The organism is Cellulomonas sp. KH9, from assembly GCF_900114185.1.
Lineage (GTDB): Bacteria > Actinomycetota > Actinomycetes > Actinomycetales > Cellulomonadaceae > Cellulomonas.
The window spans coordinates 624,531-647,047 of sequence record NZ_FOSE01000002.1; the positions used below are offsets into that span (position 1 = coordinate 624,531).

Annotated in this window: 19 protein-coding genes and 1 other RNA gene; 13 read left to right on the forward strand and 7 right to left on the reverse strand. The window is 74.9% G+C overall.

All coding sequences use genetic code 11. The annotated features are described in order from the left end of the window. Nucleotides 1–43: 43 nt before the first annotated feature. Nucleotides 44–3,085, reverse strand: coding sequence for a bifunctional [glutamine synthetase] adenylyltransferase/[glutamine synthetase]-adenylyl-L-tyrosine phosphorylase (locus tag BMZ16_RS08880; protein WP_089799527.1), 3,042 nt, complete (start codon nucleotides 3,083–3,085; stop codon nucleotides 44–46). 4 nt (nucleotides 3,086–3,089) lie between these two features. Further along, nucleotides 3,090–4,427, reverse strand: coding sequence for a glutamine synthetase family protein (locus tag BMZ16_RS08885; protein ID WP_089799529.1), 1,338 nt, complete (start codon nucleotides 4,425–4,427; stop codon nucleotides 3,090–3,092). A 198-nt stretch (nucleotides 4,428–4,625) separates the two neighbouring features. Here BMZ16_RS08885 and panB point away from each other — a divergent pair, with 198 nt between their 5' ends. Further along, complete coding sequence (gene panB / locus BMZ16_RS08890) at nucleotides 4,626–5,450, forward strand: 3-methyl-2-oxobutanoate hydroxymethyltransferase (RefSeq protein ID WP_089799530.1); 825 nt, start codon at nucleotides 4,626–4,628, stop codon at nucleotides 5,448–5,450. Between the two features lie 64 nt (nucleotides 5,451–5,514). Here panB and BMZ16_RS08895 read toward each other — a convergent pair whose 3' ends face one another. Beyond that, nucleotides 5,515–5,700: a hypothetical protein gene (locus tag BMZ16_RS08895; RefSeq protein WP_089799533.1), complete on the reverse strand. Its 186-nt coding sequence runs from the start codon at nucleotides 5,698–5,700 to the stop codon at nucleotides 5,515–5,517. Between the two features lie 58 nt (nucleotides 5,701–5,758). Between BMZ16_RS08895 and map the strand changes: the two genes are divergently transcribed. From map to BMZ16_RS08915, 4 genes are all read left to right on the forward strand, one after another. Next, nucleotides 5,759–6,631, forward strand: coding sequence for a type I methionyl aminopeptidase (gene map / locus BMZ16_RS08900; protein WP_089799534.1), 873 nt, complete (start codon nucleotides 5,759–5,761; stop codon nucleotides 6,629–6,631). Continuing rightward, nucleotides 6,628–7,461, forward strand: a complete 834-nt coding sequence (ppgK, locus tag BMZ16_RS08905; RefSeq protein WP_089799536.1) for a polyphosphate--glucose phosphotransferase — start codon at nucleotides 6,628–6,630, stop codon at nucleotides 7,459–7,461. The genes map and ppgK overlap by 4 nt, the downstream gene beginning before the upstream one ends. Before the next feature lie 171 nt (nucleotides 7,462–7,632). Beyond that, nucleotides 7,633–8,730, forward strand: a complete 1,098-nt coding sequence (locus tag BMZ16_RS08910) for a fatty acid desaturase family protein (protein WP_089799538.1) — start codon at nucleotides 7,633–7,635, stop codon at nucleotides 8,728–8,730. A gap of 133 nt (nucleotides 8,731–8,863) precedes the next feature. Further along, nucleotides 8,864–9,772 (forward strand): DUF817 domain-containing protein, encoded by a 909-nt coding sequence (locus tag BMZ16_RS08915; protein ID WP_255366472.1) that lies wholly within the window; start codon nucleotides 8,864–8,866, stop codon nucleotides 9,770–9,772. Here the strand turns inward: BMZ16_RS08915 and BMZ16_RS08920 are convergent. Beyond that, nucleotides 9,762–11,225: a class I adenylate-forming enzyme family protein gene (locus tag BMZ16_RS08920; RefSeq protein ID WP_089799542.1), complete on the reverse strand. Its 1,464-nt coding sequence runs from the start codon at nucleotides 11,223–11,225 to the stop codon at nucleotides 9,762–9,764. The genes BMZ16_RS08915 and BMZ16_RS08920 overlap by 11 nt on opposite strands. Before the next feature lie 62 nt (nucleotides 11,226–11,287). On the opposite strand from BMZ16_RS08920, the gene BMZ16_RS08925 reads away from it, so the two are divergent. Genes BMZ16_RS08925 through BMZ16_RS08955 form a run of 7 tightly spaced genes read left to right on the forward strand, consistent with a single transcriptional unit; the run spans nucleotide 11,288 to nucleotide 19,986 of the window. Beyond that, nucleotides 11,288–12,799, forward strand: coding sequence for an aromatic amino acid ammonia-lyase (locus tag BMZ16_RS08925; RefSeq protein ID WP_089799544.1), 1,512 nt, complete (start codon nucleotides 11,288–11,290; stop codon nucleotides 12,797–12,799). Next, nucleotides 12,796–14,349 carry an NAD(P)-binding domain-containing protein gene (locus BMZ16_RS08930; RefSeq protein WP_089799545.1) on the forward strand — a complete coding sequence of 518 codons (1,554 nt, stop codon included), beginning with the start codon at nucleotides 12,796–12,798 and terminating at the stop codon, nucleotides 14,347–14,349. Before BMZ16_RS08925 ends, BMZ16_RS08930 begins: the two co-directional genes overlap by 4 nt. A 1-nt stretch (nucleotide 14,350) precedes the next feature. Beyond that, on the forward strand, nucleotides 14,351–15,385 hold the full coding sequence (locus BMZ16_RS08935) for an alpha-hydroxy acid oxidase (RefSeq protein WP_255366474.1): 1,035 nt from the start codon (nucleotides 14,351–14,353) through the stop codon (nucleotides 15,383–15,385). Beyond that, nucleotides 15,382–16,713 (forward strand): cytochrome P450, encoded by a 1,332-nt coding sequence (locus BMZ16_RS08940; protein ID WP_143082782.1) that lies wholly within the window; start codon nucleotides 15,382–15,384, stop codon nucleotides 16,711–16,713. The genes BMZ16_RS08935 and BMZ16_RS08940 overlap by 4 nt, the downstream gene beginning before the upstream one ends. Next, on the forward strand, nucleotides 16,710–17,975 hold the full coding sequence (locus BMZ16_RS08945) for a cation:proton antiporter (RefSeq protein ID WP_089799549.1): 1,266 nt from the start codon (nucleotides 16,710–16,712) through the stop codon (nucleotides 17,973–17,975). Before BMZ16_RS08940 ends, BMZ16_RS08945 begins: the two co-directional genes overlap by 4 nt. Before the next feature lie 47 nt (nucleotides 17,976–18,022). Continuing rightward, on the forward strand, nucleotides 18,023–18,691 hold the full coding sequence (locus tag BMZ16_RS08950; RefSeq protein WP_089799551.1) for a response regulator transcription factor: 669 nt from the start codon (nucleotides 18,023–18,025) through the stop codon (nucleotides 18,689–18,691). Then, entirely contained in the window at nucleotides 18,688–19,986 is a 1,299-nt protein-coding gene (locus tag BMZ16_RS08955; RefSeq protein ID WP_089799553.1) for a sensor histidine kinase, read from the forward strand. Before BMZ16_RS08950 ends, BMZ16_RS08955 begins: the two co-directional genes overlap by 4 nt. Before the next feature lie 10 nt (nucleotides 19,987–19,996). Here BMZ16_RS08955 and rnpB read toward each other — a convergent pair. After that, nucleotides 19,997–20,387: RNase P RNA component class A (rnpB, locus tag BMZ16_RS08960), an RNA gene on the reverse strand. Nucleotides 20,388–20,410: 23 nt separating this feature from the next. Further along, on the reverse strand, nucleotides 20,411–20,794 hold the full coding sequence (locus BMZ16_RS08965; protein ID WP_089799555.1) for a tautomerase family protein: 384 nt from the start codon (nucleotides 20,792–20,794) through the stop codon (nucleotides 20,411–20,413). A gap of 52 nt (nucleotides 20,795–20,846) precedes the next feature. On the opposite strand from BMZ16_RS08965, the gene BMZ16_RS08970 reads away from it, so the two are divergent. Next, on the forward strand, nucleotides 20,847–21,629 hold the full coding sequence (locus BMZ16_RS08970) for a YaaA family protein (protein WP_089799557.1): 783 nt from the start codon (nucleotides 20,847–20,849) through the stop codon (nucleotides 21,627–21,629). Nucleotides 21,630–21,649: 20 nt separating this feature from the next. Here BMZ16_RS08970 and BMZ16_RS08975 read toward each other — a convergent pair whose 3' ends face one another. Next, nucleotides 21,650–22,489: a histidine phosphatase family protein gene (locus tag BMZ16_RS08975; RefSeq protein WP_255366475.1), complete on the reverse strand. Its 840-nt coding sequence runs from the start codon at nucleotides 22,487–22,489 to the stop codon at nucleotides 21,650–21,652. Between the last annotated feature and the right edge of the window lie 28 nt (nucleotides 22,490–22,517).

The window sequence follows — 22,517 nt, forward strand, 5'->3', positions numbered from 1 at the left end:
CGTTCGACTGTAGGGGTCACCCGTCCGGCGGACCACCGCGACGTCAGCCGTAGAACACCCGCTCCACGACGGCCCGCGCGCGGCGCGCGGTCCGCAGGTACGTCTCCTCGAGCATGGCACCCGAGCCCGGGGGGTGACCCAGCACGCGCGCGACGCCCGCGAGCGCCGTGCGGTCGTGCGGCAGGACGTCGGCGTGCGCCCCCTCGGCGCGCCCCGTCCACAGGACGTTCGCGTCGCGGACGCGGGACGCGAGCAACCAGGCCTCGCGCAGGACGGCCGTGTCGTCCGCGTCGAGCAGCCCGGCGTCGCACGCCGCGTCCAGCGCGTCGAGCGTCGAGGTCGTCCGCAGACCCGGCACGGCGTGCGCGTGCTGCAGCTGCAGCAGCTGCGCCGTCCACTCGACGTCGCTGATGCCACCGCGGCCCAGCTTGAGGTGCCGCGACGGCTCGACACCGCGCGGGAGCCGTTCGGCCTCCACCCGTGCCTTGATGCGCCGGATCTCACGCTCGGTCGCGGCGTCGAGACCTCCGGCGGGGTACCGCAGCGGGTCGATGAGCGCGACGAACCGCTCCCCCAGCTCGTGGTCGCCCGCCACCGGCCGTGCCCGCAGCAGCGCCTGGCTCTCCCACGGGGAGGACCACCGCTGGTAGTACTCGACGTACGCGTCGAACGACCGCGCCAGGGGCCCGTTGCGGCCCTCGGGGCGCAGGTCCGCGTCGACGCTCAGCGTCGGCTCTGGCCCCACGGCCCCCAGCAGCTGGCGCACGCGCGTGGCGACCGACACCGCGAAGTCCTGGGCGACCTTGCCGTCGGCGCCGGGCAGCGGGTCGTGCACGAAGAGCACGTCGGCGTCCGACGAGTAGGCCATCTCGCGCCCGCCGAGGCGTCCCATCGCGACGACCAGCAGGCGGGTCGGGCTCACGTCGAGCCCCGCAGCGGTGCGCGCGTCGGACTCCGCGACGCGCAGCGTCCCGGCGAGCACGGCGTCGGCCGTGACGGTCAGGCTCTGCGAGGCCCGCACCCCGGTGGTGACGCCCAGGACGTCGGCGACCGCGGTGCGCGCGAGCTCGCGACGGCGCAGCGCGCGCAGCGCCGTCACGGCAGGCACGGGTTCCGACGCGCGGCGCAGCACGGCGTCGGCCTCCGCAGCGAGCCGTTCCGCCGACCGGGGCGCGAGCTCGGCGTCGTCGTCCAGCCAGGTCACCGACTCGGGCGAGCGCCGCAGCGCGTCGGCGACGTACCGGGACGTCGACAGCACCTGCGCGAGGTTCTGCGCCGCGCTGCCCGAGTCACGCAGCAGCTTGAGGTACCAGTGCGTCGTGCCGAGCTGGTCGGACAGGCGCCGGAAGGCGAGGAGCCCGCCGTCGGGGTCGGCCCCGTCCGCGAACCAGCCGAGCATGACGGGCAGCAGCTGGCGCTGGATCGCCGCCCGCCGGGAGACGCCGTCGGTCAGCGCGGCGATGTGCCGGACGGCACCGGCCGGGTCCCGGTACCCGATCGCGGCCAGCCGGGCGCGCGCCGCCTCCGGCGCCAGCCGCGCCTCCTCGGTCGACAGCGCCGCGGTCGCCGGCAGCAGCGGCCGGTAGAACAGCTCCTCGTGCAGTCGCCGCACCTCGCGCCGGGTGGACCGCCACCGCTCGAGCAGCCCTTCGGGACCCTCGGCACGCATGCCCATGGTCCGCGCCAGGCGGCGCAGGTCGGCCTCCGACGTCGGGACGAGGTGGGTGCGCTGCAGCCGGTGCAGCTGGATGCGGTGCTCCATGGTCCGCATCCACCGGTAGCAGACGGCCAGCTGCCCGGCGTGCTCCCGGCCCACGTAGCCGCCGGCGGCCAGTGCCGCCAGCGCCGTCAGCGTGCTGGGGCTCCGGATGCTCTCGTCGGCGCGCCCGTGCACCAGCTGCAGCAGCTGGACCGTGAACTCGACGTCCCGCAGACCCCCGACGCCGAGCTTGAGCTGGCGGTCGGCCTCGGCCCGCGGCACGTGCGCCTCGACGCGCCGCCGCATGGCCTGGGAGTCCTCGACGAAGTGCTCGCGCTGGACCGCGGACCACACGAACGGGTTGACGGTCTCGACGTACGCGCGTCCGAGCTCGACGTCCCCGGCCAGCGGCCGGGCCTTGAGCAGCGCCTGGAACTCCCACGTCTTGGCCCAGCGCTCGTAGTAGGCGCGGTGGCTGGCGAGCGTCCGCACCAAGGGCCCGTCCTTGCCCTCGGGCCGCAGCGCGGCGTCCACCGGCCACAGCGCGGGCTCCCCCGCGGGCGCGCAGCACGCGCGCGCCAGCCCGGCGGCCAGCCGGGCTCCGGCGATCATCGCCTCGTCCTCGGGGGTGCCGTCGACGGGCTCGGCGACGTACACGACGTCGACGTCCGAGACGTAGTTGAGCTCCCGACCGCCGGCCTTGCCCATGCCGATGACGGCGAGGCGCACCCCGCGGCCCTCGTCCTCGAGGTCCGCCCGCGCCAGAGCGAGCGCGGCCTCGAGCGCCGCCGCGGCCAGGTCGGCCAGGGCCGCACCGACCCCCGGCAGCCGGCTCAGCGGGTCCTCGGCCGTGAGGTCGGTCGCGGCGATCCGCAGCAGCCGCGTCCGGTACGCGCGGCGCATCGCGTCGATCCCCGGCGTACCCGCCAGCCGGGCCACCGGGACCGGCGCGTCCGGGTCCGCGTCGACGGCCCGCAGCAGCTCGGCGCGCACGTCGGCCGCCGCGACGCCGGTGCCCGGCGTGGGGTCGGCGACGACGCGCAGGTTCGCGGGGTGCGCCGCGAGCGTGTTGCCGAGCGCGGGCGACGCACCCGTCAGGGCCAGCAGCCGACGCCGGGCCGGGCCGTCGTCGGCGAGCACGTCGTGCAGCACGCGGGACAGCTCCGGGTCGCGCTGCACCGCGCCGGCGACCTTCGCGACCGCCAGCAGCGCCTCGTCGGGGTCGCCGACGTCCGCCAGCCCCCCGACCACGTGCTCGACGACGTCCGGGTCGACGGCCAGGAGCGCCGCGTCGGCGAGCAGGCGCTCGGCGCGCGGCACGTCCGCCGCACCCGCGCGCGTCAGCCGCGTCGCGAGCGAGGTCCCACGGCCGGTGGACGTGGTCATCGGATCAGATCAGCGGCAGGAACCGCTGCAGCTCGTACGGGGTCACCTGCGCGCGGTACTCGGCCCACTCCTGGCGCTTGTTGCGCAGGAAGTAGTCGAACACGTGCTCGCCCAGCGTCTCCGCCACCAGCTCGGACCGCTGCATGACCTCGATCGCCGCCTCGAGCGACGTCGGCAGGGGCTCGATGCCGAGCGCCTTGCGCTCGGCGTCGGTCAGCTCCCACACGTCGTCGTCGGCGCCCTCGGGCATCGCGTACCCCTCCTCGACGCCCTTGAGGCCGGCGGCCAGCAGCACGGCGAAGGCGAGGTAGGGGTTGGTGGCCGAGTCGACCGCGCGGTACTCGACCCGGCTCGAGTTGCCCTTGCCGGGCTTGTACATCGGCACGCGGACCAGGGCCGAGCGGTTGTTGTGGCCCCAGCACACGAAGCTCGGGGCCTCCGCACCGCCCCACAGGCGCTTGTAGGAGTTGACGAACTGGTTCGTCACCGCCGTGATCTCGGCCGCGTGCGTCAGCAGGCCGGCGATGAAGGACCGCGCGACCTTGGACAGCTCCAGCGGCGCGCCCGGCTCGTGGAACGCGTTGCGGTCCCCCTCGAAGAGCGAGAGGTGCGTGTGCATGCCGGAGCCCGGCTGGTCGGCCAGCGGCTTGGGCATGAACGACGCGAACACGCCCTGCTCGAGCGCGACCTCCTTGACGACCGTGCGGAACGTCATGATGTTGTCGGCCGTCGTCAGCGCGTCGGCGTAGCGCAGGTCGATCTCGTTCTGCCCCGGCCCGGCCTCGTGGTGGGAGAACTCCACCGAGATGCCCATGGACTCGAGCATCGTGATCGCGGCGCGCCGGAAGTCGTGCGCCGTGCCGCGCGGGACGTGGTCGAAGTACCCGCCACGGTCGACCGGTACGAGCGGACGCAGCGGGTCGGCCGGCGCGTCGAAGAGGTAGAACTCCACCTCGGGGTGCGTGTAGAAGGTGAAGCCGCGGTCGCTCGCACGGTCCAGCGCACGCTTGAGGACGTACCGCGAGTCCGCCAGCGACGGCTCACCGTCCGGCGTCAGCAGGTCGCAGAACATGCGCGCCGTGCCGTGCCGCTCCCCCCGCCACGGCAGGATCTGGAACGTCGAGGGGTCGGGCTTGGCGATCATGTCCGCCTCGTACACGCGCGTGAGGCCCTCGATCGCGCTGCCGTCGAACCCGATGCCCTCGCTGAACGCCTGCTCGAGCTCCGCCGGCGCGACCGCCACCGACTTGAGCATGCCGAGCACGTCCGTGAACCACAGACGGATGAAGCGGATGTCCCGCTCCTCGACGGTCCGGAGGACGAACTCCTGCTGCCTGTCCATGGCGTACATCCTGCCTGATGACGGGCCGCACCGGTGCGACCGTCACGCGGGTGGCCGCGCCGCGTCGTCCGAGCGGGCCTCCGAGCGGGGACGGAGCAGGCACGCAGCAGGCACGCGACGGGCCCGGAACGGCCCCGGGAACGCGCCGGCGGCCGCGGGGGCCGCCCCCGCCGGCGACCTCGCGACTAGGCTCGCGGCATGCCGACCAGTGACGCCCCGACACCGCGCCGCGTGCGCGTCCACCACCTGCAGGCTGCCAAGGAGCGCGGTGAGCGCCTGACGATGCTCACGGCCTACGACGCGCCCACGGCGCGGATCTTCGACCAGGCCGGCGTGGACATGCTGCTGGTCGGCGACTCGATCGGGAACACCATGCACGGGCACACGACGACGCTGCCGGTGACGCTCGACGAGATCGTCGTCGCCGCCCGCGCCGTGGCCGGTGCCGTCGAGCGGGCCTTCGTCGTGGCGGACCTGCCCTTCGGCACCTACGAGGCCGGCCCGGAGCAGGCGCTGGCCAGCGCGGTGCGCGTCATGAAGGAGACCGGCGTCTCGGCCGTCAAGCTCGAGGGCGGCCTGCGGTCCGTCGCGCAGATCCGCGCCCTGACGCAGGCGGGCATCCCCGTCGTGGCCCACCTGGGGTACACGCCGCAGTCCGAGAACGCGCTGGGCGGCCCGCGGGTGCAGGGCCGCGGCAACGGCGGCGCCGAGCAGATCAGCGAGGACGCCGTGGCCGTCACGGAGGCCGGCGCGGTCGCGATCGTGCTGGAGATGGTCCCCGCGCCCGTCGCCGCCCGGGTCACCGAGGTGGTGCGCGTCCCCACGATCGGCATCGGGGCCGGCCCGGAGTGCGACGGCCAGGTACTGGTGTGGGTCGACATGGCGGGCATGGGCGACTGGTCCCCGCGCTTCGCCAAGCGGTTCGGCGAGGTCGGCCGCGCGCTGGGCGCGGCAGCCCGCGACTACGTGGACGAGGTCCGCTCCGGGACCTTCCCCGCCGCCGGGCACACGTTCGACGCCTGACGTCGCGAGCACCGACGCCGTGAGCCGTCCGGCCCCGGCGCTGGCGCCGGGGCCGGACGCACCGTCACGAGCGGTCGTCGCCCTCCCAGGCCCGACCCTCGGCGTCCCACGACTCGTTGCGCGACCGGGCCCGCGCCAGCGCGTGCTCGGCCTCCTCACGCGTGGCGTACGGACCCATGAGCTGCGCCCAGTCGCTGTGGCGCCCCTCCTCCACCTGGTGGGTCCGGGTGTTGTAGAAGTACTCGGCCACGTCGGCTCCTCTCGTCCCGGCGGGCAGTCCCACCCCGTCGCTACGTAGACTGCCAGTCATGCCGCCGGTCCACCCGCCGCGCACCGCGCTCGTCCCCGGGCAGGTCAGCCCGCGGCGCGCGGTCCCCGCGCACATCCCCCGCCCGGAGTACGTCGACAAGCCGATGCCCGCGCCGTGGCGCGGGCCGGACGTGCTCGACGCGGGCACGATCGAGCGCGTGCGGCACGCCGCACGGATCGCCGCGCAGGCGCTGCAGGAGGCCGGACGGCACGTGGTGCCCGGCGTGACCACCGACGAGCTCGACGCGATCGGCCACGAGTTCCTCGTCGCGCACGGCGCGTACCCCTCGACGCTCGGGTACCGCGGGTTCCCCAAGTCGCTGTGCACGTCGGTCAACGAGGTCATCTGCCACGGCATCCCCGACTCCACGGTCGTCGAGGACGGCGACATCGTGAACATCGACGTCACCGCCTACGTCGACGGGGTGCACGGCGACACCAACGCGACGTTCCTCGCCGGCGACGTGGACGAGGAGTCCCGGCTGCTCGTCGAGCGCACGCGCGAGGCCCTGCAGCGGGGCATCTCCGCCGTCCGCCCGGGCCGCGAGATCAACGTCATCGGTCGCGTCATCGAGAAGTACGCGGCACGCTTCGGCTACGGCGTGGTGCGCGACTTCACGGGCCACGGCGTGGGCCCCGCGTTCCACACGGGGCTCGTCGTGCCGCACTACGACGCCGCCCCGCAGCACGCCACCGTCATCGAGCCCGGCATGGTCTTCACGATCGAGCCCATGCTGGACCTGGGCACGGCCGACTGGGAGATGTGGGACGACGGGTGGACGGTCGTCACCGCCGACCGCAGCCGGTCGGCGCAGTTCGAGCACACCCTGCTGGTCACCGACACCGGAGCGGAGGTGCTGACGCTGCCATGAGCAAGGACGCGAAGCACGACGGCACGAAGCACGCGAAGCACGGGCACGGCGACACGAAGCACGGGCACGACGACACGGTCGTCAGGACGGCCTTCGGCATCGACATCGGCGGCTCGGGCATCAAGGGGGCGCCGGTCGACCTGCGCACCGGGGAGTTCGCGGCCGACCGCGTGCGGATCCCCACGCCGCAGCCGGCGACGCCGCAGGCGGTCGCCCGGACGGTCGCCGAGGTCGTCGACTCCTTCGACCTGGACCACGACGTGCCCATCGGGGTCACGTTCCCCGCGGTCATCCTGCACGGCGTCGCCCAGTCCGCCGCCAACGTCGACGACTCCTGGATCGGCACCGACGTCGCCGCGACCATCGGCGAGGCCACCGGGCGGCGCGTGGTCGCGGTCAACGACGCCGATGCCGCCGGGTACGCGGAGGTCGTCTACGGCGCGGCTCGCGACGTCCCCGGCGTGGTGCTCGTCGCGACGCTCGGGACGGGCATCGGCTCCGCGCTCGTCGTCGACGGGGTGCTGGTGCCCAACACGGAGCTCGGCCACCTCGAGATCGACGGTCACGACGCGGAGTCGCGCGCCTCGGACGCCGCGCGGGACCGCGAGGGCCTGTCGTTCGAGCAGTGGGCGAAGCGTCTGCAGCGGTACTTCTCGGTCGTGGAGGACCTGTTCTGGCCCGACCTGATCGTCGTGGGCGGCGGGGTGAGCAAGAAGCACGAGCAGTTCCTGCCGCTGCTGGACCTGCGCACCCCGATCGTGCCCGCCGGGCTCCGGAACGCCGCCGGCATCGTGGGCGCCGCACGTCTGGCGGCCGCGGACCGCCGCTGACCGCGGCGCACCGGGGGGCACGCAGGTCCGGTGAGGCACCCGGACCGTGGGGACGATTGGTGGGCAGACACCCGCGACACCGAACCTACGGTGCCGTAGGGTAGGGCTATCCGCACCACGAGCACCTGCTCCCCCCACGGCTGGGAAGTCGATCCGAGCCCTGGAGGTCATGTGGCTCCTGCATCCGTACCTGCGCCCCCCGCCCCGACGCGTCCCCGTCAGGCGGCCGCCACCGGCAGCTATCACGAGCTGTCCGCCCAGGTGCGTGAGGCAGGACTTCTCGACCGCACCCCCGGCTTCTACTTCTCCCTGCTCGCGGCGCTGACGACGGTGCTCGCCGGCCTCGTGACGGCCTTCGTGCTGCTCGGCCACTCCTGGTGGCAGCTGCTCGTCGCCGCCGGCCTCGGGCTGGTCCTCACGCAGTTCGCGTTCGTCGCGCACGAGGCGTCGCACCGTCAGGTCATGCTCACGGGCCCGGCCAACGACCGGCTCGGCCGGATCCTCGCCAACGGCGTCGTCGGGATCAGCCACTCGTGGTGGATGACCAAGCACACACGGCACCACGCGAACCCGAACCGGATCGGCAAGGACCCGGACATCGAGCGGGACACGATCTCGTTCCTCGAGCAGGACGCCGTCCAGCAGCGCGGCCTCATGGCGGCGATCACCCGCCACCAGGGCTGGCTGTTCTTCCCGCTGCTGACGCTCGAGGGTGTGAACCTGCACTTCCTGGCGTTCAAGAGCCTGCTCGCGTCCCCGCGCTCCCGCTCCCGCACGGTCGAGCTCGTGGTCCTCGTCGCCCGGCTCGGCATCTACCTGGCACTGGTCCTGTGGGCGCTGCCGCTGGGCATGGCCGCAGCGTTCCTCGCCGTGCAGCTCGCCGTGTTCGGCGTGTACATGGGTGCGTCGTTCGCGCCCAACCACAAGGGCATGGCGATCATCCCCGCCGACAGCCGCCTGGACTTCCTGTCCAAGCAGGTGCTCACGTCGCGCAACATCGGGGGCGGCACCACCGTCACGATGCTCATGGGCGGCCTGGACGCGCAGATCGAGCACCACCTGTTCCCGAGCATGCCGCGGCCGCACCTGGCCCGCGCCCGTCGCATGGTGCGCGAGCACTGCGCACAGATCGGCATGCCGTACACCGAGACCTCCCTGCCCCGCAGCTACCTGCTGGTGGTGCAGTACCTCAACCGCGTCGGCCTGTCGGCCCGCGACCCCTTCGACTGCCCGATGGTCCAGCGGTACCGGGCGCGCTCCACGCGCTGAGCCGCACCGGCGGTCCCGCAGACCTCCACCGCCACCCGACGACGGGTGCCGCACAGGATCTGCACAGGTCCTCCCGCCGACCCGTCCACGGCCGACGCCCGTCCCCCCGCAGCGCAGCGGTGGGATGGGCGTCGTGCTACGGGACCTGCGCCTCACCCTGCCGCGCGCCGGTGCGCGTGAGCTCACCGTCGTCGAGGAACGCGTCGACGCCTGGGCGCGTGCCCGCCTGGCACGGGTGCGCGGCCGCCGGGTCCGCACCGGCCTGGTCGAGCTCACCGTGTTCACCCTCAAGCAGGGCTGGGCGTGCCTGTTCGGCGCGCTGCTGCTCGCCCTGCTCCTCGCGGCGCGGTTCTGGTACCCGGACGACGCCTGGCTCGCGCGCAACGACGCCCTGACGGTCGCGGCGCTCGCGCTGCAGGTGGGGATGCTCCTCACGCGCCTGGAGACCGTCCGGGAGCTCCGCGTGGTGCTGCTGTTCCACGTCGTCGGCACCGCCATGGAGGTGTTCAAGACCGACGTGGGATCCTGGTCCTACGCGGCCGAGGGCGTGCTCCGCGTCGGGGCGGTGCCCCTGTTCTCCGGCTTCATGTACGGCGCCGTCGGCTCGTACCTCGTGCGGGTGTTCCGCATCTTCGAGCTGCGCTTCGACCGGTACCCCCGCCGCCGGGTGACGGCCGTGCTGGCCGTGGCGGTCTACGCCAACTTCTTCACGCACCACTGGGTCGCGGACGCCCGGTGGGTGCTGCTGGCCGCGGTCGTCCTGGTCTTCGGTCGCACCGTGATGCACCTGCGCGTCCACGCCGCCCGCCCGCGGATGCCGGTGCTGCTCGCGTTCACCCTGGTGGCGGCCTTCATCTGGCTGGCCGAGAACGTCGCCACGTTCGCCGGCGCGTGGCTGTACCCGTCGCAGGTCGACGGCTGGCACGTCGTCGGCGGCAGCAAGCTCGTCTCGTGGTTCCTGCTGATGATCATCTCGGTCGTCCTCGTGGCCTGGGTCCACCCGCCGCGGGCGCCCGACCCGGTGCCCGAGGTCACGAGCTGACGAGCGGCTCGACCAGCGCGCGCTTGTCGGGCTTGCCGCTCGGTGCGAGCGGCACGTGATCGACGACGTGCACCGCCTGCGGGACGGCGACCGCGCCGAGCGTGTGCGCCACGCGGGCGCGCAGCACCTCGACGTCGGGCCGACGCCCGTGCGCCGGGACGACCCACGCGTGCACCGCCTCCCCCGTGAGGTCGTCGGGCCGGGCGACGACGTACGCCTCGGCGACCGCCGGGTCCTGCTCGAGGACCCGCTCGACGGCCCCGGCGTGCACGAGCTGGGCGTCGACGATGACGACGTCCCGCGCCCTGCCCCGCAGGTGCAGGTAGCCGTCCGCGTCGACCTCGCCGAGGTCGCGCGTGCGCACCCAGCCGTCGACGAACACCTCCGCGGTCTCGGCGGGGTCGTCCCAGTAGCCGGTCGCCTGGCACGGCGTGCGGACCCACACCTCGCCGTCGCGCACCCGCACGTCGACCTGCGCCGGCGGGCGTCCCACCGTGCCGAGCACGGGCGGCGACCGCATCTCGTCCGGCGCGACCATCGCGATCATGCCGGTCTCGGTCTGCCCGTAGCCGTGGAAGACGACGGGCCCGAGGACGTCGAGCGCCTCCGCCAGCCGTGACGGCGCGAGCGGGGAACCGGACACCAGCAGCGCCCGCAGGGTCGACAGGTCGGCGGGGTCGTCGCGCTGCGCGCGCACGAGCTGGTGGAGCCGCCCGACGGTGACGACGCCGGCCGTCGCCCGGTGCCGCACGATCGCGGCGGGATAGCCCGGGGGCCGCGCCGCGACGAGGACGCCACCGGCGGTGAGCGCCAGCACGCTGTACTCGAGCATCACGTGGCTGCTCAGCGACCCGAGCACCAGGAAGCGGGCGAGCCGGGGCGCGAGCGCCGCGACCGCGGCCGGCCACCGCTCCGGGAACGGCACCCACGCACCGCTCATCGCGGCGTAGGTCTGCACGCAGCCCTTGGGCCGCCCGCTGGTCCCGCTGGTCCAGGTGATCCGCGCGACGTCGCCCAGCCGCCCGGCCGCGACGAGCGGACCGTGCGAGCGTGTCGCGAGCAGGTCGGGCAGGCGGGCCTCGTCGACGACGACGGTGGCGTCGGCGCGTGCGAGCAGGTCCGCGCGCTGCGCGGACGTGAGCCCGGGCGGGACGCCGCACACCCGTGCACCGACCGCGAAGGCGGCCACGGTCGTGGCGAACGCCTCCGGCGTCACGCCGAGGTCGAGGGCCACGCCCGCGCCCGGCCCCGCGCCCGCGGCGCGCAGGCCCGCGGCCGCGCGCGCCACCGCCTGCCCCATCTCCCCCGCCGTCACGACCCGGTCACCGTCCTCGAAGACCGGGCGCCCCGGGTCACGGGCGAGCACGTCGAGCACGGGCTGCGGCCACAGCACCGCGGGGGCGGGTTCGTGGTCGGGGTCGCGGTCGGGGCCCTGCGGACCGGCGGACGTCATGCACGGACCGTAGGGTGACGCATCTCACACCGCTCTGAGATCGCGTCCCTACCGTCGGGGGCATGGAAGCCCGTGCCGCGCTGACGACCCGCGTCGACCTCGCCGCCCCTCTGCGGACCCGTGACCTGCTCGCGGCGGCCGCCGGCCCGGTGGACGTGGTCGTGCCGCCCGAGGCACGCGAGCGCACCGGCGCGGCACGGGCCCTCCTCGACGCCGCCGTGGCGGGCGACCGCGCGGTGTACGGCCGCACGACGGGCTTCGGCGCGCTGGTGGGGTTCGCCGGCAGGGCCGACGGTCGCGACCAGGCGGACAACACGCTCGCGCACCTCGGCGCCGGTCAGGGCCCCACGCTGCCTCCCGGGCTCGTCCGGGCCACCGTGCTCGTGCGTACCCGCTCGCTCGCCCAGGGCGCCTCGGGGGTGGGGCCCGACGTGCTGGACGCGCTGGCCGCGATGCTCGGGACGACGTTCGCACCGGTCGTGCCGCGGTGGGGGTCCGTGGGTGCGAGCGGTGACCTGATCCCCCTCGCCGCGGTCGCCGCCGCGCTGCGCGGCGACGGGGAGGCGGAGCTCGACGGCCGACGTCTGCCGGCGCGCGAGGCGCTGGACGCCGCCGGCCTGGCACCGCTGCACCTCGACGGCCGGGACGCGCTCGCGCTGGTCAACGGCACGTCGCTGACGACGGCGGCGCTCGCGCTCGCCCTCGACGGGGTCCGGGCCGTGCACGCGGGCGTCGTGCGCCTGACGTGCCTGCTCGCCGACCTGCTGGGGTGCGACCCGCAGTTCGCCGACGCCGACCTGCTCGCCCGCTGGGCGCACCCCGGCGCCACCGTCGTGGGCACGCGCATGCGGGAGCTGCTGACCGGCCTGACGCCGACCGGCACCCGGCCCCTGCAGGAGCCCTACTCCATCCGCTGCGCACCGCAGCTGCTCGGGGCCGCGCACGACGCGCTGCGGTACGTCGAGGACGTCGTCACGGCGGACCTGGCGGGCGTCAGCGACAACCCGCTGCTGTTCCCCGAGGCGGACAAGGTGGTGCATGGCGGCAACTTCTTCGGGCAGCCCGCGGCGTTCGCGGCCGACCTGCTCGCGCTCGTGGCCGCCCAGCTCGGCAACCTCGCCGAGCGGCAGCTCGACCTGCTCGTGGACCCGAGCCGCAACGGCGGGCTGCCGCCGATGCTCGCGGCCGGCCCCGGGCAGCAGCACGGGCTGCAGGGCGTGCAGCTCGCCTCGACCGCCCTGGTGGCCGAGCTCCGCCGGGACGCGACCCCGGCCAGCATGCAGTCGCTCTCGACGAACCTGCGCACGCAGGACGTCGTGCCGTTCGGCACGCAGGCCGCGCTGCGGTCGCTCGACGGCGTCGTCGTCCTGCGGCTGCTGCTCGGCTCCCTCGCGCTGGGGCTGCGGCAGGCCCCGCACGTCGGCGCGCGGCGCCCCACCGCGAGCGCGTCGGTCGCCCTCCTCGACGCACTGGAGGACGCGGTGCGCCCCGTCGACCCCGACCGTCCGCTCGAGCAGGACGTGCGCACCTGCGCGCACGTCGTCCTCACCACCGACCCGGAGGCACGACCGTGACCCTCGACCACCTCGTCATCGGAGCCGGACCCGCCGGCCTGCAGCTCGGCGCGCTGCTGGAGGCCGACGGCCGCCGCGACTACCTCGTCGTCGAGCGGGCCGACGCCGCGGGCTCGTTCTTCGCGCGGTACCCGCGGCACCGCCGCCTCATCTCGATCAACAAGCCGCGCACCGGCAGCGACGACCCGGAGCTGAACCTGCGGTTCGACTGGAACTCGCTGCTCAGCGACGACCCCGACCTGCGGTTCACGCGCTACACGGACCGGTACTTCCCCGACGCGGACGTGATGGTGCAGTACCTCGCCGACTTCGCCGAGCGCACCAAGGTGCGGGTGCGGTACGGCGCGCCCGTCTGGCGGGTGTCACGCCGCGGCGACCTGTTCGACGTGCGGGTGGGCGACGACGTCCTGACGGCCCGCTCGGTCGTCGTCGCGACGGGTGTCAGCCGGCTGCACCGCCCCGCGATCCCCGGGTTCGAGCTCGTCGAGGGCTACGACACGATGCCCGTGGACCCGGACGACTTCCTCGACCAGCGCGTGCTCGTCATCGGCAAGGGCAACTCGGGGTTCGAGACGGCCGACGCGCTCATGGAGACGACCACCCTCATCCACCTCGCGGGACCGGACTCGGTGCGGCTCGCGTGGCGCACGCACTACGTGGGGCACCTGCGCGCCGTGAACAACAACTTCCTCGACACGTACCAGCTGAAGTCCGCCAACGCGGTGCTGGACGGCACGATCGAGCGCATCGAGCGCGACGACGACGGCCTGGCCGTGACGTTCCGCTTCGCCCGGGCCGACGAGACCCGCGTCCTCCACTACGACCGGGTGCTCGCGTGCACCGGGTTCGCGTTCGACCCCGGCGTGTTCGACGAGTCGTGCCGGCCGGCGCTCGCGATCGGCGGCCGGTTCCCCGCGCAGACCGACGAGTGGGAGTCCGTCGACGTGCCGGGGCTCTTCTTCGCCGGGACCCTCAGCCAGCAGCGCGACTTCAAGCACTCCACCAACGGGTTCGTGCACGGGTTCCGGTACGCCACACGGGCACTGCACCACATCCTCGAGCGGCGGTACGCCGACGAGCCGTGGCCCTCGCGGCCCGTCGCCGCGACGCCCGCGGCGATCGCCGCCGCCGTGGTCGAGCGGGTCAACCGGTCCTCCGCGCTGTGGCAGCAGTTCGGCGTCCTGGCGGACGTCGTCGCCGTCGCCGGCGACACCGCCCGCTACCACGAGGAGGTGCCCGTCGCGTACCACGCGCGCGTCGGGCTCGGGCCCGACGGGCACGACGACGACACGTTCGTCGTGACCCTCGAGTACGGGCCCGACCACGACAAGGTCGACCCGTTCGACATCGGCGTGGCCCGCATCGCGCAGGACCAGCCCGGCGTCGCGCACGACGCGGCGTACCTGCACCCGGTGGTCCGTCACCACCGACACGGGCAGCTCGTCGCGACGCACCACCTGGCGGAGAACCTCGAGAACCGGTGGGACCGGCCCGATGCGCACGTGGCCCCGCTCGAGGGCTTCGTGGCCGGTGCGCTGGCGGGACGCTGACGTGCCCGGGCCGCTGCGGGAGGCCGAGCGCGGCGCCCGGGCCGTGCTGGACCCCGTGCACTTCGACTACCTCGCCGGCGGGGCCGGTGAGGAGCGGACCCTGACGGACAACGAGGAGGCGTTCGCCCGCCGCCGGGTGGTGCCGCGCGTGCTGCGCGGCCCGGGAGCCACCGACCTGACGACGGACCTGCCGGGGGTGCGGCTCGCCGCACCGGTCGTGGTCGCGCCGACCGCGTTCCACCGCCTGGCGCACCCGGACGGCGAGGCCGCGACGGCGCGGGGCGTGCGCGCGGCCGGCGGGCTGCTCACCGTGAGCACCATGTCGACCGTCGCGCTCGAGGACGTCGCCGCGACGGGCGCCACCACGTGGTTCCAGCTGTACGTGCAGCCGGACCGCGCGTTCACGGCGGCGCTCGTCGCCCGCGCGGAGGCGGCCGGCTGCCGGGCCCTGGTCGTCACCGTGGACTCCCCGGTGCGCGGCCGCCACGCGCGCGACGCACGGCACGGCTTCACCGACCTGCCCGCCGGTCTGGTGTGCGAGAACCTCCGGGACGCCGACGGGCGGGTGCGCGAGCTGGTCGTCGACGCGGACCTCGGGTGGGACGCCGTGGCGTGGCTGCGCACCACCACGACCCTGCCCGTGCTCGTCAAGGGCGTGCTGCACCCCGCCGACGCGCGGCTGGCGGTCGAGCACGGCGTCGACGGCGTCGTGGTCTCCAACCACGGCGGCCGCCAGCTCGACGGCACGGTCAGCTCGCTCGACGCGCTGCCCGGCGTGGTCGCCGCGGTCGACGGGCGGGTGCCGGTGCTGCTCGACGGCGGGGTGCGTCGCGGCGTCGACGTGCTCGTGGCGCTCGCGACGGGGGCGGACGCGGTGATGGTCGGCCGGCCCGTGCTGTGGGGACTCGCACAGGGCGGGGCGGACGGGGTCCGGTCGGTGCTGACGGACCTCGTCGACGACCTCGCCCACGCCATGGCGCTCGCGGGGGCGCACCGACCGCGCGACCTCACCCCCGACCTGGTGACGGTCCCGTGACGACGGCGCTCGCGGTCCTCGCGGCGGCGGTGGTGCTCTGGACGCTGCCGCGGTGGCTGCCACGCACGGTCGTGCGCCTGCGCGAGCGGGTGTTCGCCCGGGTCAACGGCGCCGAGGGCATCCCCGTGCCGGGCCCGCTGGTCGGCGCGGAGCACTTCGAGGACGTCTACTCGCACCCCGCCGCCGACGGGCGCAGCGCCGGCGCCGGGCTGTCGGACCTCTTCTGGTACTGGCTGGCACCCGGGCCGCACATGCACCAGGAGCACCTCGAGCCCGGTGAGCGCTACCGGACGGTCGCCCGCACGACGCGCCAGGTCCTGGCGGTGCGGCACGAGCGCAGCGACGAGCTCGCGACCGCGGCCGTCCGCCGCGCGCTGGACGCCCTGCCGGCGGACCGCACGACCCGCGTACGGCTGCGCGACCTGCTGATGCCCGTGTGGGCCGAGGTCTACCACGAGCTGGTCTTCGCCGAGCCGTGCCCGCGCGACGCCCGGGACCTCGTGGTCGGCAACGCCGACGACGTCGTCACGGCCCTCAAGTGCACCGGGCTGCGGCACCTGGACCGGCGCGACCGGCTCACCGCGTACCTGCAGGCCCGGATCGAGGCGGGCACGTGCCCGGTGGTGCTGCCACCGCCGTTCACCGCGCAGGAGACCGCCTGGTACCTGCAGGGCGCGTTCTTCAACACCGCGGTCGTGCAGATGTCGGAGGCCGCCGCGCACGTCCTGCTCTGCGCGGGCGACCACGCACCGGCACGGGGCCAGGTCGACGACGACGAGGCGCTGGACCGGATCGTCGACGAGACGCTGCGGGTGCACCCGCTGTTCGGCATCGCGCACCGCATCACGTCCGCGCCGATCGACGTCGGCGACGTGACGCTGCCGACGGGTTCGGTGCTGCTGTTCAACTACCTCGCGTACCAGCGCACCGGCACCGCACCCGACGACGCGTTCGACCCCGAGCGCTGGCGGACCCTGCGCCCGCGCGACGCGCACTTCATCCCGTTCGGCGTCACCGCGAACCGGGCCTGCCCCGCACGCGGGTCGGCGCCCGTCATGCTGCGCGCCGTGCTGCGCGAGGTGCTCCGCCGCTACGACGTGACGTCCAGCGCCGCGCACACGCGGTCGCTGCCGAACCGCGGCCCCGCCTACCTCACGCCGGCCGGCGCCCCCGCACCGGGACGCGTGCGGCTGGCCGCCATGCGGCTGGCCGACCGGTGGGCCGACGTCGGGCGGTCCGTGCAGCAGCTGGTGCTCGGCACCGTCATGGTCCTCGACGCCCGTCGACGCCGTCCCTGCACCACCTACTTCCGGGAGGTCCGCGCATGACACCGGTCGAGCTCGCACCCCGATTCTTCCTCGCAGTGGTCGTCATCCTGCTCGTGTGCCGCGGCGTGTCGTGGCTGCTGGGCCGCGTCGGGCAGCCACCCGTCGTCGGCGAGATGGTGGCCGGGGTGCTCCTCGGCCCGTCCCTGCTGGGCCTGTTCCTGCCGGGCGTGCAGGAGTCGCTGTTCCCCGACGACCTGCGGCCCGTCCTGTTCGTCGTCGGGCAGGTGGGGCTCGTCCTGCTGATGTTCCACGCGGGGTACGCGTTCACCGCCCGGCGCTCCGACGGCCTGGCCCGCACCGCGGCAGCCGTGTCGCTCGCGGGCGTCACCGGGCCGCTGGTCCTCGGCGTCGCGCTCGTGCTGCTCGCCGCGGGGCACGTCCCGCTGCAGCCCGACGGCGTCCCGGTGGGCGTCGTCGCCGCGTTCGTGGGGGTGGCGCTGGCGATCACGGCGTTCCCGATGCTCGCGCGGATCATCACCGAGCGGGGGCAGGCCGGCACCCGCCACGGGACGATCGCGCTCGCGAGCGGTGCGGTGGACGACGTCGTCGCCTGGGTGCTGCTCGCGGTGGTGCTGGCCGTGGCGACCGGCAGCCCGGGGCCGGCGCTCGTCACCGTCGGCGGTGCGCTGGTGTTCGTGGCCGTCGTGGTGTTCGTGGCCCGTCCCGGCATGCGCCGCCTCATGGGGAGCCCGCGCGTGGACGACGGCGCGCGCCTGCTCGGCACGGTGGCCGTGCTGTTCGGCGCGGCGTGGTTCACCGACGAGATCGGGCTGTACGCGGTCTTCGGCGCGTTCGCGCTCGGCCTCGCCGTCCCGCGGGTGCCTGCCGCCGACCGCGTCGTGGGTTCCCTCACGCCGGTGACGGGGGTCCTCGTCCCGCTGTTCTTCACGTACTCCGGCCTGAACACGCAGTTCGGGCTGTTCACGGATCCGACGGTGCTGCTGTTCGCCGTGGCGTGCGTGGTCGTGGCGGTCGCAGGGAAGTTCGGCGCCTGCTGGGCAGCGGCTCGGCGCCGTGGTGAGCCGCAGGGGGTCGCGCTGCGCGTCGCGTCCCTCATGAACGCCCGCGGGCTGATGCAGCTCATCGCGCTGAACATCGGCCTGGAGGCCGGCATCGTAGGCCCTGCCCTGTTCACCGTCCTCGTGCTGGTCGCGCTCGTGACCACGGTGATGACCAGCCCGTTGCTGTCCTGGGTCGAGCGCCGTCACCCTCTCGTGGAGCCCACGCCGGCCGCGGTGGAGGCCGAGCGGGTGACATCGTGACCACGGAAGTGTTACTCAAGTCACACCAGATGTGCCATTGTCAGGACATGTCAGGACGATCCCACCGCCTCCTCGTCGTCGAGGACGACCGCGAGCTCAACGACATGCTGACCGAGACCCTGACCGACGAGGGGTACCTCGTCGACCAGGCGCGCGACGGCCACCGCGCGCTGCACCTCGGCCTGACACGCCCCTACGACGTCCTCGTCGTCGACCGCCGGCTGCCCGCGGTGGACGGCCTGGACCTGCTGCGGCGGCTGCGCTCACGCGCCGTCGTGGCACGGGCACTGGTGCTCACCGCGCTGGGCACGGTCGCCGACCGGGTCGCCGGCCTCGACGCCGGGGCCGACGACTACCTCGTCAAGCCGTTCGAGCTGGACGAGCTCAGCGCCCGCATCCGCGCACTGTGCCGCCGCGTCGACGAGGCCGACACCCACCTGCCGGTCGGCGAGGCGTCGCTCGACCTCGTGACCCGCCAGGTCGTCCTGCCGGGCGGCCGGTGCGTGGACCTCTCGACGCGCGAGCACGCGCTGCTGCGCACCCTCGCGGAGCGGCCACGCACCGTGCACACGCGCGCGGAGCTGCGCCGCGTCGTGTTCCAGGACACCGAGGCGGCGTCCATCGTCGACACCTACGTGTACTACCTGCGCCGCAAGCTCGGACGCGACGCCGTGCGCACCGTCCGCGGCGCCGGCTACCGGCTGGGCACGCTGTGAACCCGCCCACGCCCGAGGACCGCGTCCTGCGGCGGGCGCGACTGCGCATCGGCGCCCTCGTCGGCCTCGTCATCGCGGTGCTGCTCGCCCTGGCCGGGGCCATCTCCTACGGGCTGCTGCTGCACAGCCAGGAGCGCCAGATCGACGGTGAGCTCGCGTGGGGCGTCGAGCACGGCACCATCGCCGGACCGCCCGCGTGCAGCTGGATCATCACGTACGACGGCACCGCCGTGGACAACGGCGTCGCCGCCCCGCCGGACGGCTTCCCGCTCACCGACGCGCTGCGCGAGGTGCACGCGACCGGTGTCCCCCAGGACACCCGCGTCGCACAGGACGGCACCGTCTACTTCGTGCGCACCGCGCCGCAGGGCGACCACGTCGTGCAGGCCGTCTTCGACGCCCGGTTCCAGCTGGCCGACCGCCGGCACCTGCTCATCGCGTTCGGCGTCGCGGCCGCTGCGGGCGCGCTCGCGGCCGTCGTCGGCGGTGTGGTCGTCGGGCGCCGCGCCGTCGCCCCGCTGGCCGAGGCCCTGCAGCGCCAACGGCGGTTCGTCGCCGACGCCAGCCACGAGCTGCGCACGCCGATCGCCCAGGTGCACGCCCGCGCCCAGCTGCTCGAGCGTCGCGCCCGCGCCGCGGACGACGACGTCCAGGCGCGCGACCTCGACCGGCTCGTCGTCACGACCCGGCGCCTCGGGGAGATCGTCGACGAGCTGCTCCTGTCCGCACGGCTCACGGCCGCGCAGGACACGGCCACGACCCGCCCGGACAGCACCCACGTCGACCTCGCCGCCCTCGTCGAGGAGGCGGTCGCGAACGACGCGGCACGGGCCGCAGCACAGGGCGTGAGCGTCACCGCGCTCACCGACCCCGACGTGCCACCCGTCGTGGGTGTCGCGTCCGCCCTGCGACGCGTCGTCGCCGAGCTGGTCTCCAACGCGCTGTCGCACACCCCGCCCGCGGGACGCGTGGTCGTGTCCGTGACGGCGGTCGAGCAGCGGGGCGTCGTCGAGCTTGTCGTCACCGACACCGGCGAGGGGTTCGACCCGCTGGACGCCGAGCGGATCTTCGACCGCTTCCACCGCGGACCCGGGGACGAGGAGCGGCGCTTCGGGCTGGGGCTCGCGCTGCTGCGCGAGGTCGTCACCAGCCACGGTGGCACGATCCAGGCGGTCAGCGGTCCCGGCGGTGGCGCGACGTTCACCGTGCTTCTGCCCGCCGTGGCCGCCGCGCCGGTCGGCGTCGACCGCGCCGACGAGGCACGGGAGGCGCGGCGGACGCCCGCGCGGCTCTGACCCGCGAGGGCGGATGAGTCAGCCGGTACGCCGGGTTCTGTCCCCGCGCGCGGTCTCCCCCGCGCGGGTGGCGACCATCCATCTACGACGTACGTTGCCGCACGCCTCCAGCGGCCTACCCGGGAGCTCGGGCGGGCAACCCTCGAACGCTCCCTGTCTGGCCTTGCTCCGGGTGGGGTTTGCCGAGCCGCACCGGTCACCCGGTGCGCTGGTGGTCTCTTGCACCACCGTTTCACCCTTACCCCGTCGTCCCGGCGAACCGGTCCGTCGTGGCGGTCTGTTCTCTGTGGCACTGTCCCGCGGGTCACCCCGGGTGGGCGTTACCCACCACCCTGCCCTACGGAGCCCGGACGTTCCTCGGCGGGACCCGAGGGTCCCGACGCGGCCGCCTGGCTGACTCATCCGCGTGGTCAGCCTACCCGCGTCACACGTCCACGCGGTACGACAGGCTCAGCTCGTCGCCCGCGACGCCGCGGATGCCCCAGTGCGTCGGCGGGCTCTCGAGGACCACGACCTCCAGGTCGTCGGGCGCCAGCCCGAGGGCGGGTGCCACGTCGTCGAAGAAGGCCGCGACCAGCGCCCGCACCGCCGCCGGGCTGCGGCCCGTGAAGCAGACGACCTCGACGACGAGGTACTCCGGGCCCCGCGGCGCGACCAGGTCCTCGTCGTCGAGCAGCAGGAACCGGTGGAACCGCTTGTCCGCGGGCAGCCCCCACGCGCCCACGAGGGCGCCGTGGACGGCGTCCGAGACCTCGCTCCGCCGGTCGGCCCACACCGAGCGCCGCCCGTACACCTTGACCTGTGCCATCTCACACCCTCGGGACGTGGGGACTGCGGGGCGACCAACGTACCCTCGTGCGGTGCTCGTGCTGCTGCCGCCCTCGGAGGGCAAGACGCCCGCACCGCCGACCGCTCCGCCGCTCGACCTGGACGCCCTGTCCCACGGCGGCCTGACGCCGGTGCGCGAGAAGGTCCTCGACGCACTGGTGGCGGTGAGCGGCCGACCCGACGCGTGCGACGTCCTCGGCGTGTCCGCCGGGCTGGCCGACGAGGTCGCCCGCAACGTCGGCCTGCGCGGGGCACCCGCGGCCCGCGCGTCACGGGTCTACACCGGTGTGCTCTACGGGGCCGCCGGCCTCGACGCGCTGACGCCCGCCGCGCGGGCGCGCGCCGTCGGGAGCGTGCGCGTCGTCTCGGCCCTGTGGGGCCTGCTGACGGTCGACGACGTCGTCCCGGCGTACCGCCTGTCCATGGGCACCGACCTGCCCGGCATCGGGCCGCTGGCGGCCGCGTGGCGCGGTCCCCTGGGCGTCGAGCTGGGGGACGCCGCCGACGGCGGGCTCGTCGTCGACTGCCGCTCGGCCGCCTACCGCGCCGCCTGGACGCCGCCGGCCGGCGCCTGCTGGGTCGACGTCCGCGTGCTGCGCGAGGTCGACGGGCGGCGCTCCGTCGTCTCCCACCACGCCAAGCACACGCGCGGGGTCCTGACGCGCCACCTGGTGACCCGCCGCGGCCGTGCGCCGCGGGACGCCGAGGAGCTCGCCGACGCCGCGAGCGCCCTGGTGGGCGGCGCGCTGCACGCCGTCGAGCTCGGCCCGGTGCCGCGGCGCGGCGCCCGCATGCTCTCCCTCGTCGTCACCTGACCGCCGTCACCTGACGTCCGTCACCAGCCCTCGCTGGGCGCCCCGGCCACCGCGATCTCGTCGCGGCGGTCACCGAAGAGCCGGATGATGCTCACCGATGCCGGCGCCACGCGCAGCTGGCTCCAGGTGCCGGGGTCGACACCCAGGGTCACGCCGAGCGCCGCGCGGATCGCCACCGCGTGGGAGACCACGACCACGGTCCGGCTGCCGCCCGCGCGCAGCGCGTCCAGACCCGCGCGCAGGCGCACGCCGACGTCCTCGATGGACTCACCGCCGCCCGGGGGTCGCAGACGCCCCGTGGTGTGCCACGGCTCGAGCCTGCCGGGCCAGCGCTCCTCGATCTGCTCGGACGTCAGCCCCTGCCAGTGGCCGAAGTGCGCCTCCTGGAAGGCGGGGTCCGTCCGGACGGGCAGCCCCAGGCGCTCGGCCACGACGCCCGCGGTCTCCTGCGTGCGGATCATCGGCGAGGCGACGATCTCGGAGGGGTACGCGATGTCGCCCCACAGGTCGCGACCCACCCGGTGGACGAGGGCCGCGGCGGCCGCCGCCTGCTGCCGCCCGCGCTCGTCCAGCGACGGTCCGGGCTCGGACGAGCCCGAGTAGCCGCGCGAGACCGTCATGGTGGTCTGCCCGTGGCGCACCAGCACGACGGTCGTCGGCTCGTCGTCGTCGAAGCGCGGCACGCTGCCGGACGGGCGGTCGGCCCGACGCCGGGTGCCGGGGGCCGCCGAGGCACCCGACCCCGCCGGGTCCGCCGCCGACGCCGCGAGCGCGTCGGCGGGCGAGGGGTCCGGGGCGTGCGCGTGCGCCCCGTGGCGGTCGTCGGCGGGCCGGTCGTCGCGAGGCGGTGTGCTGGTCACGCCTGCAGTCTTCGCCGTGGACGGCCGG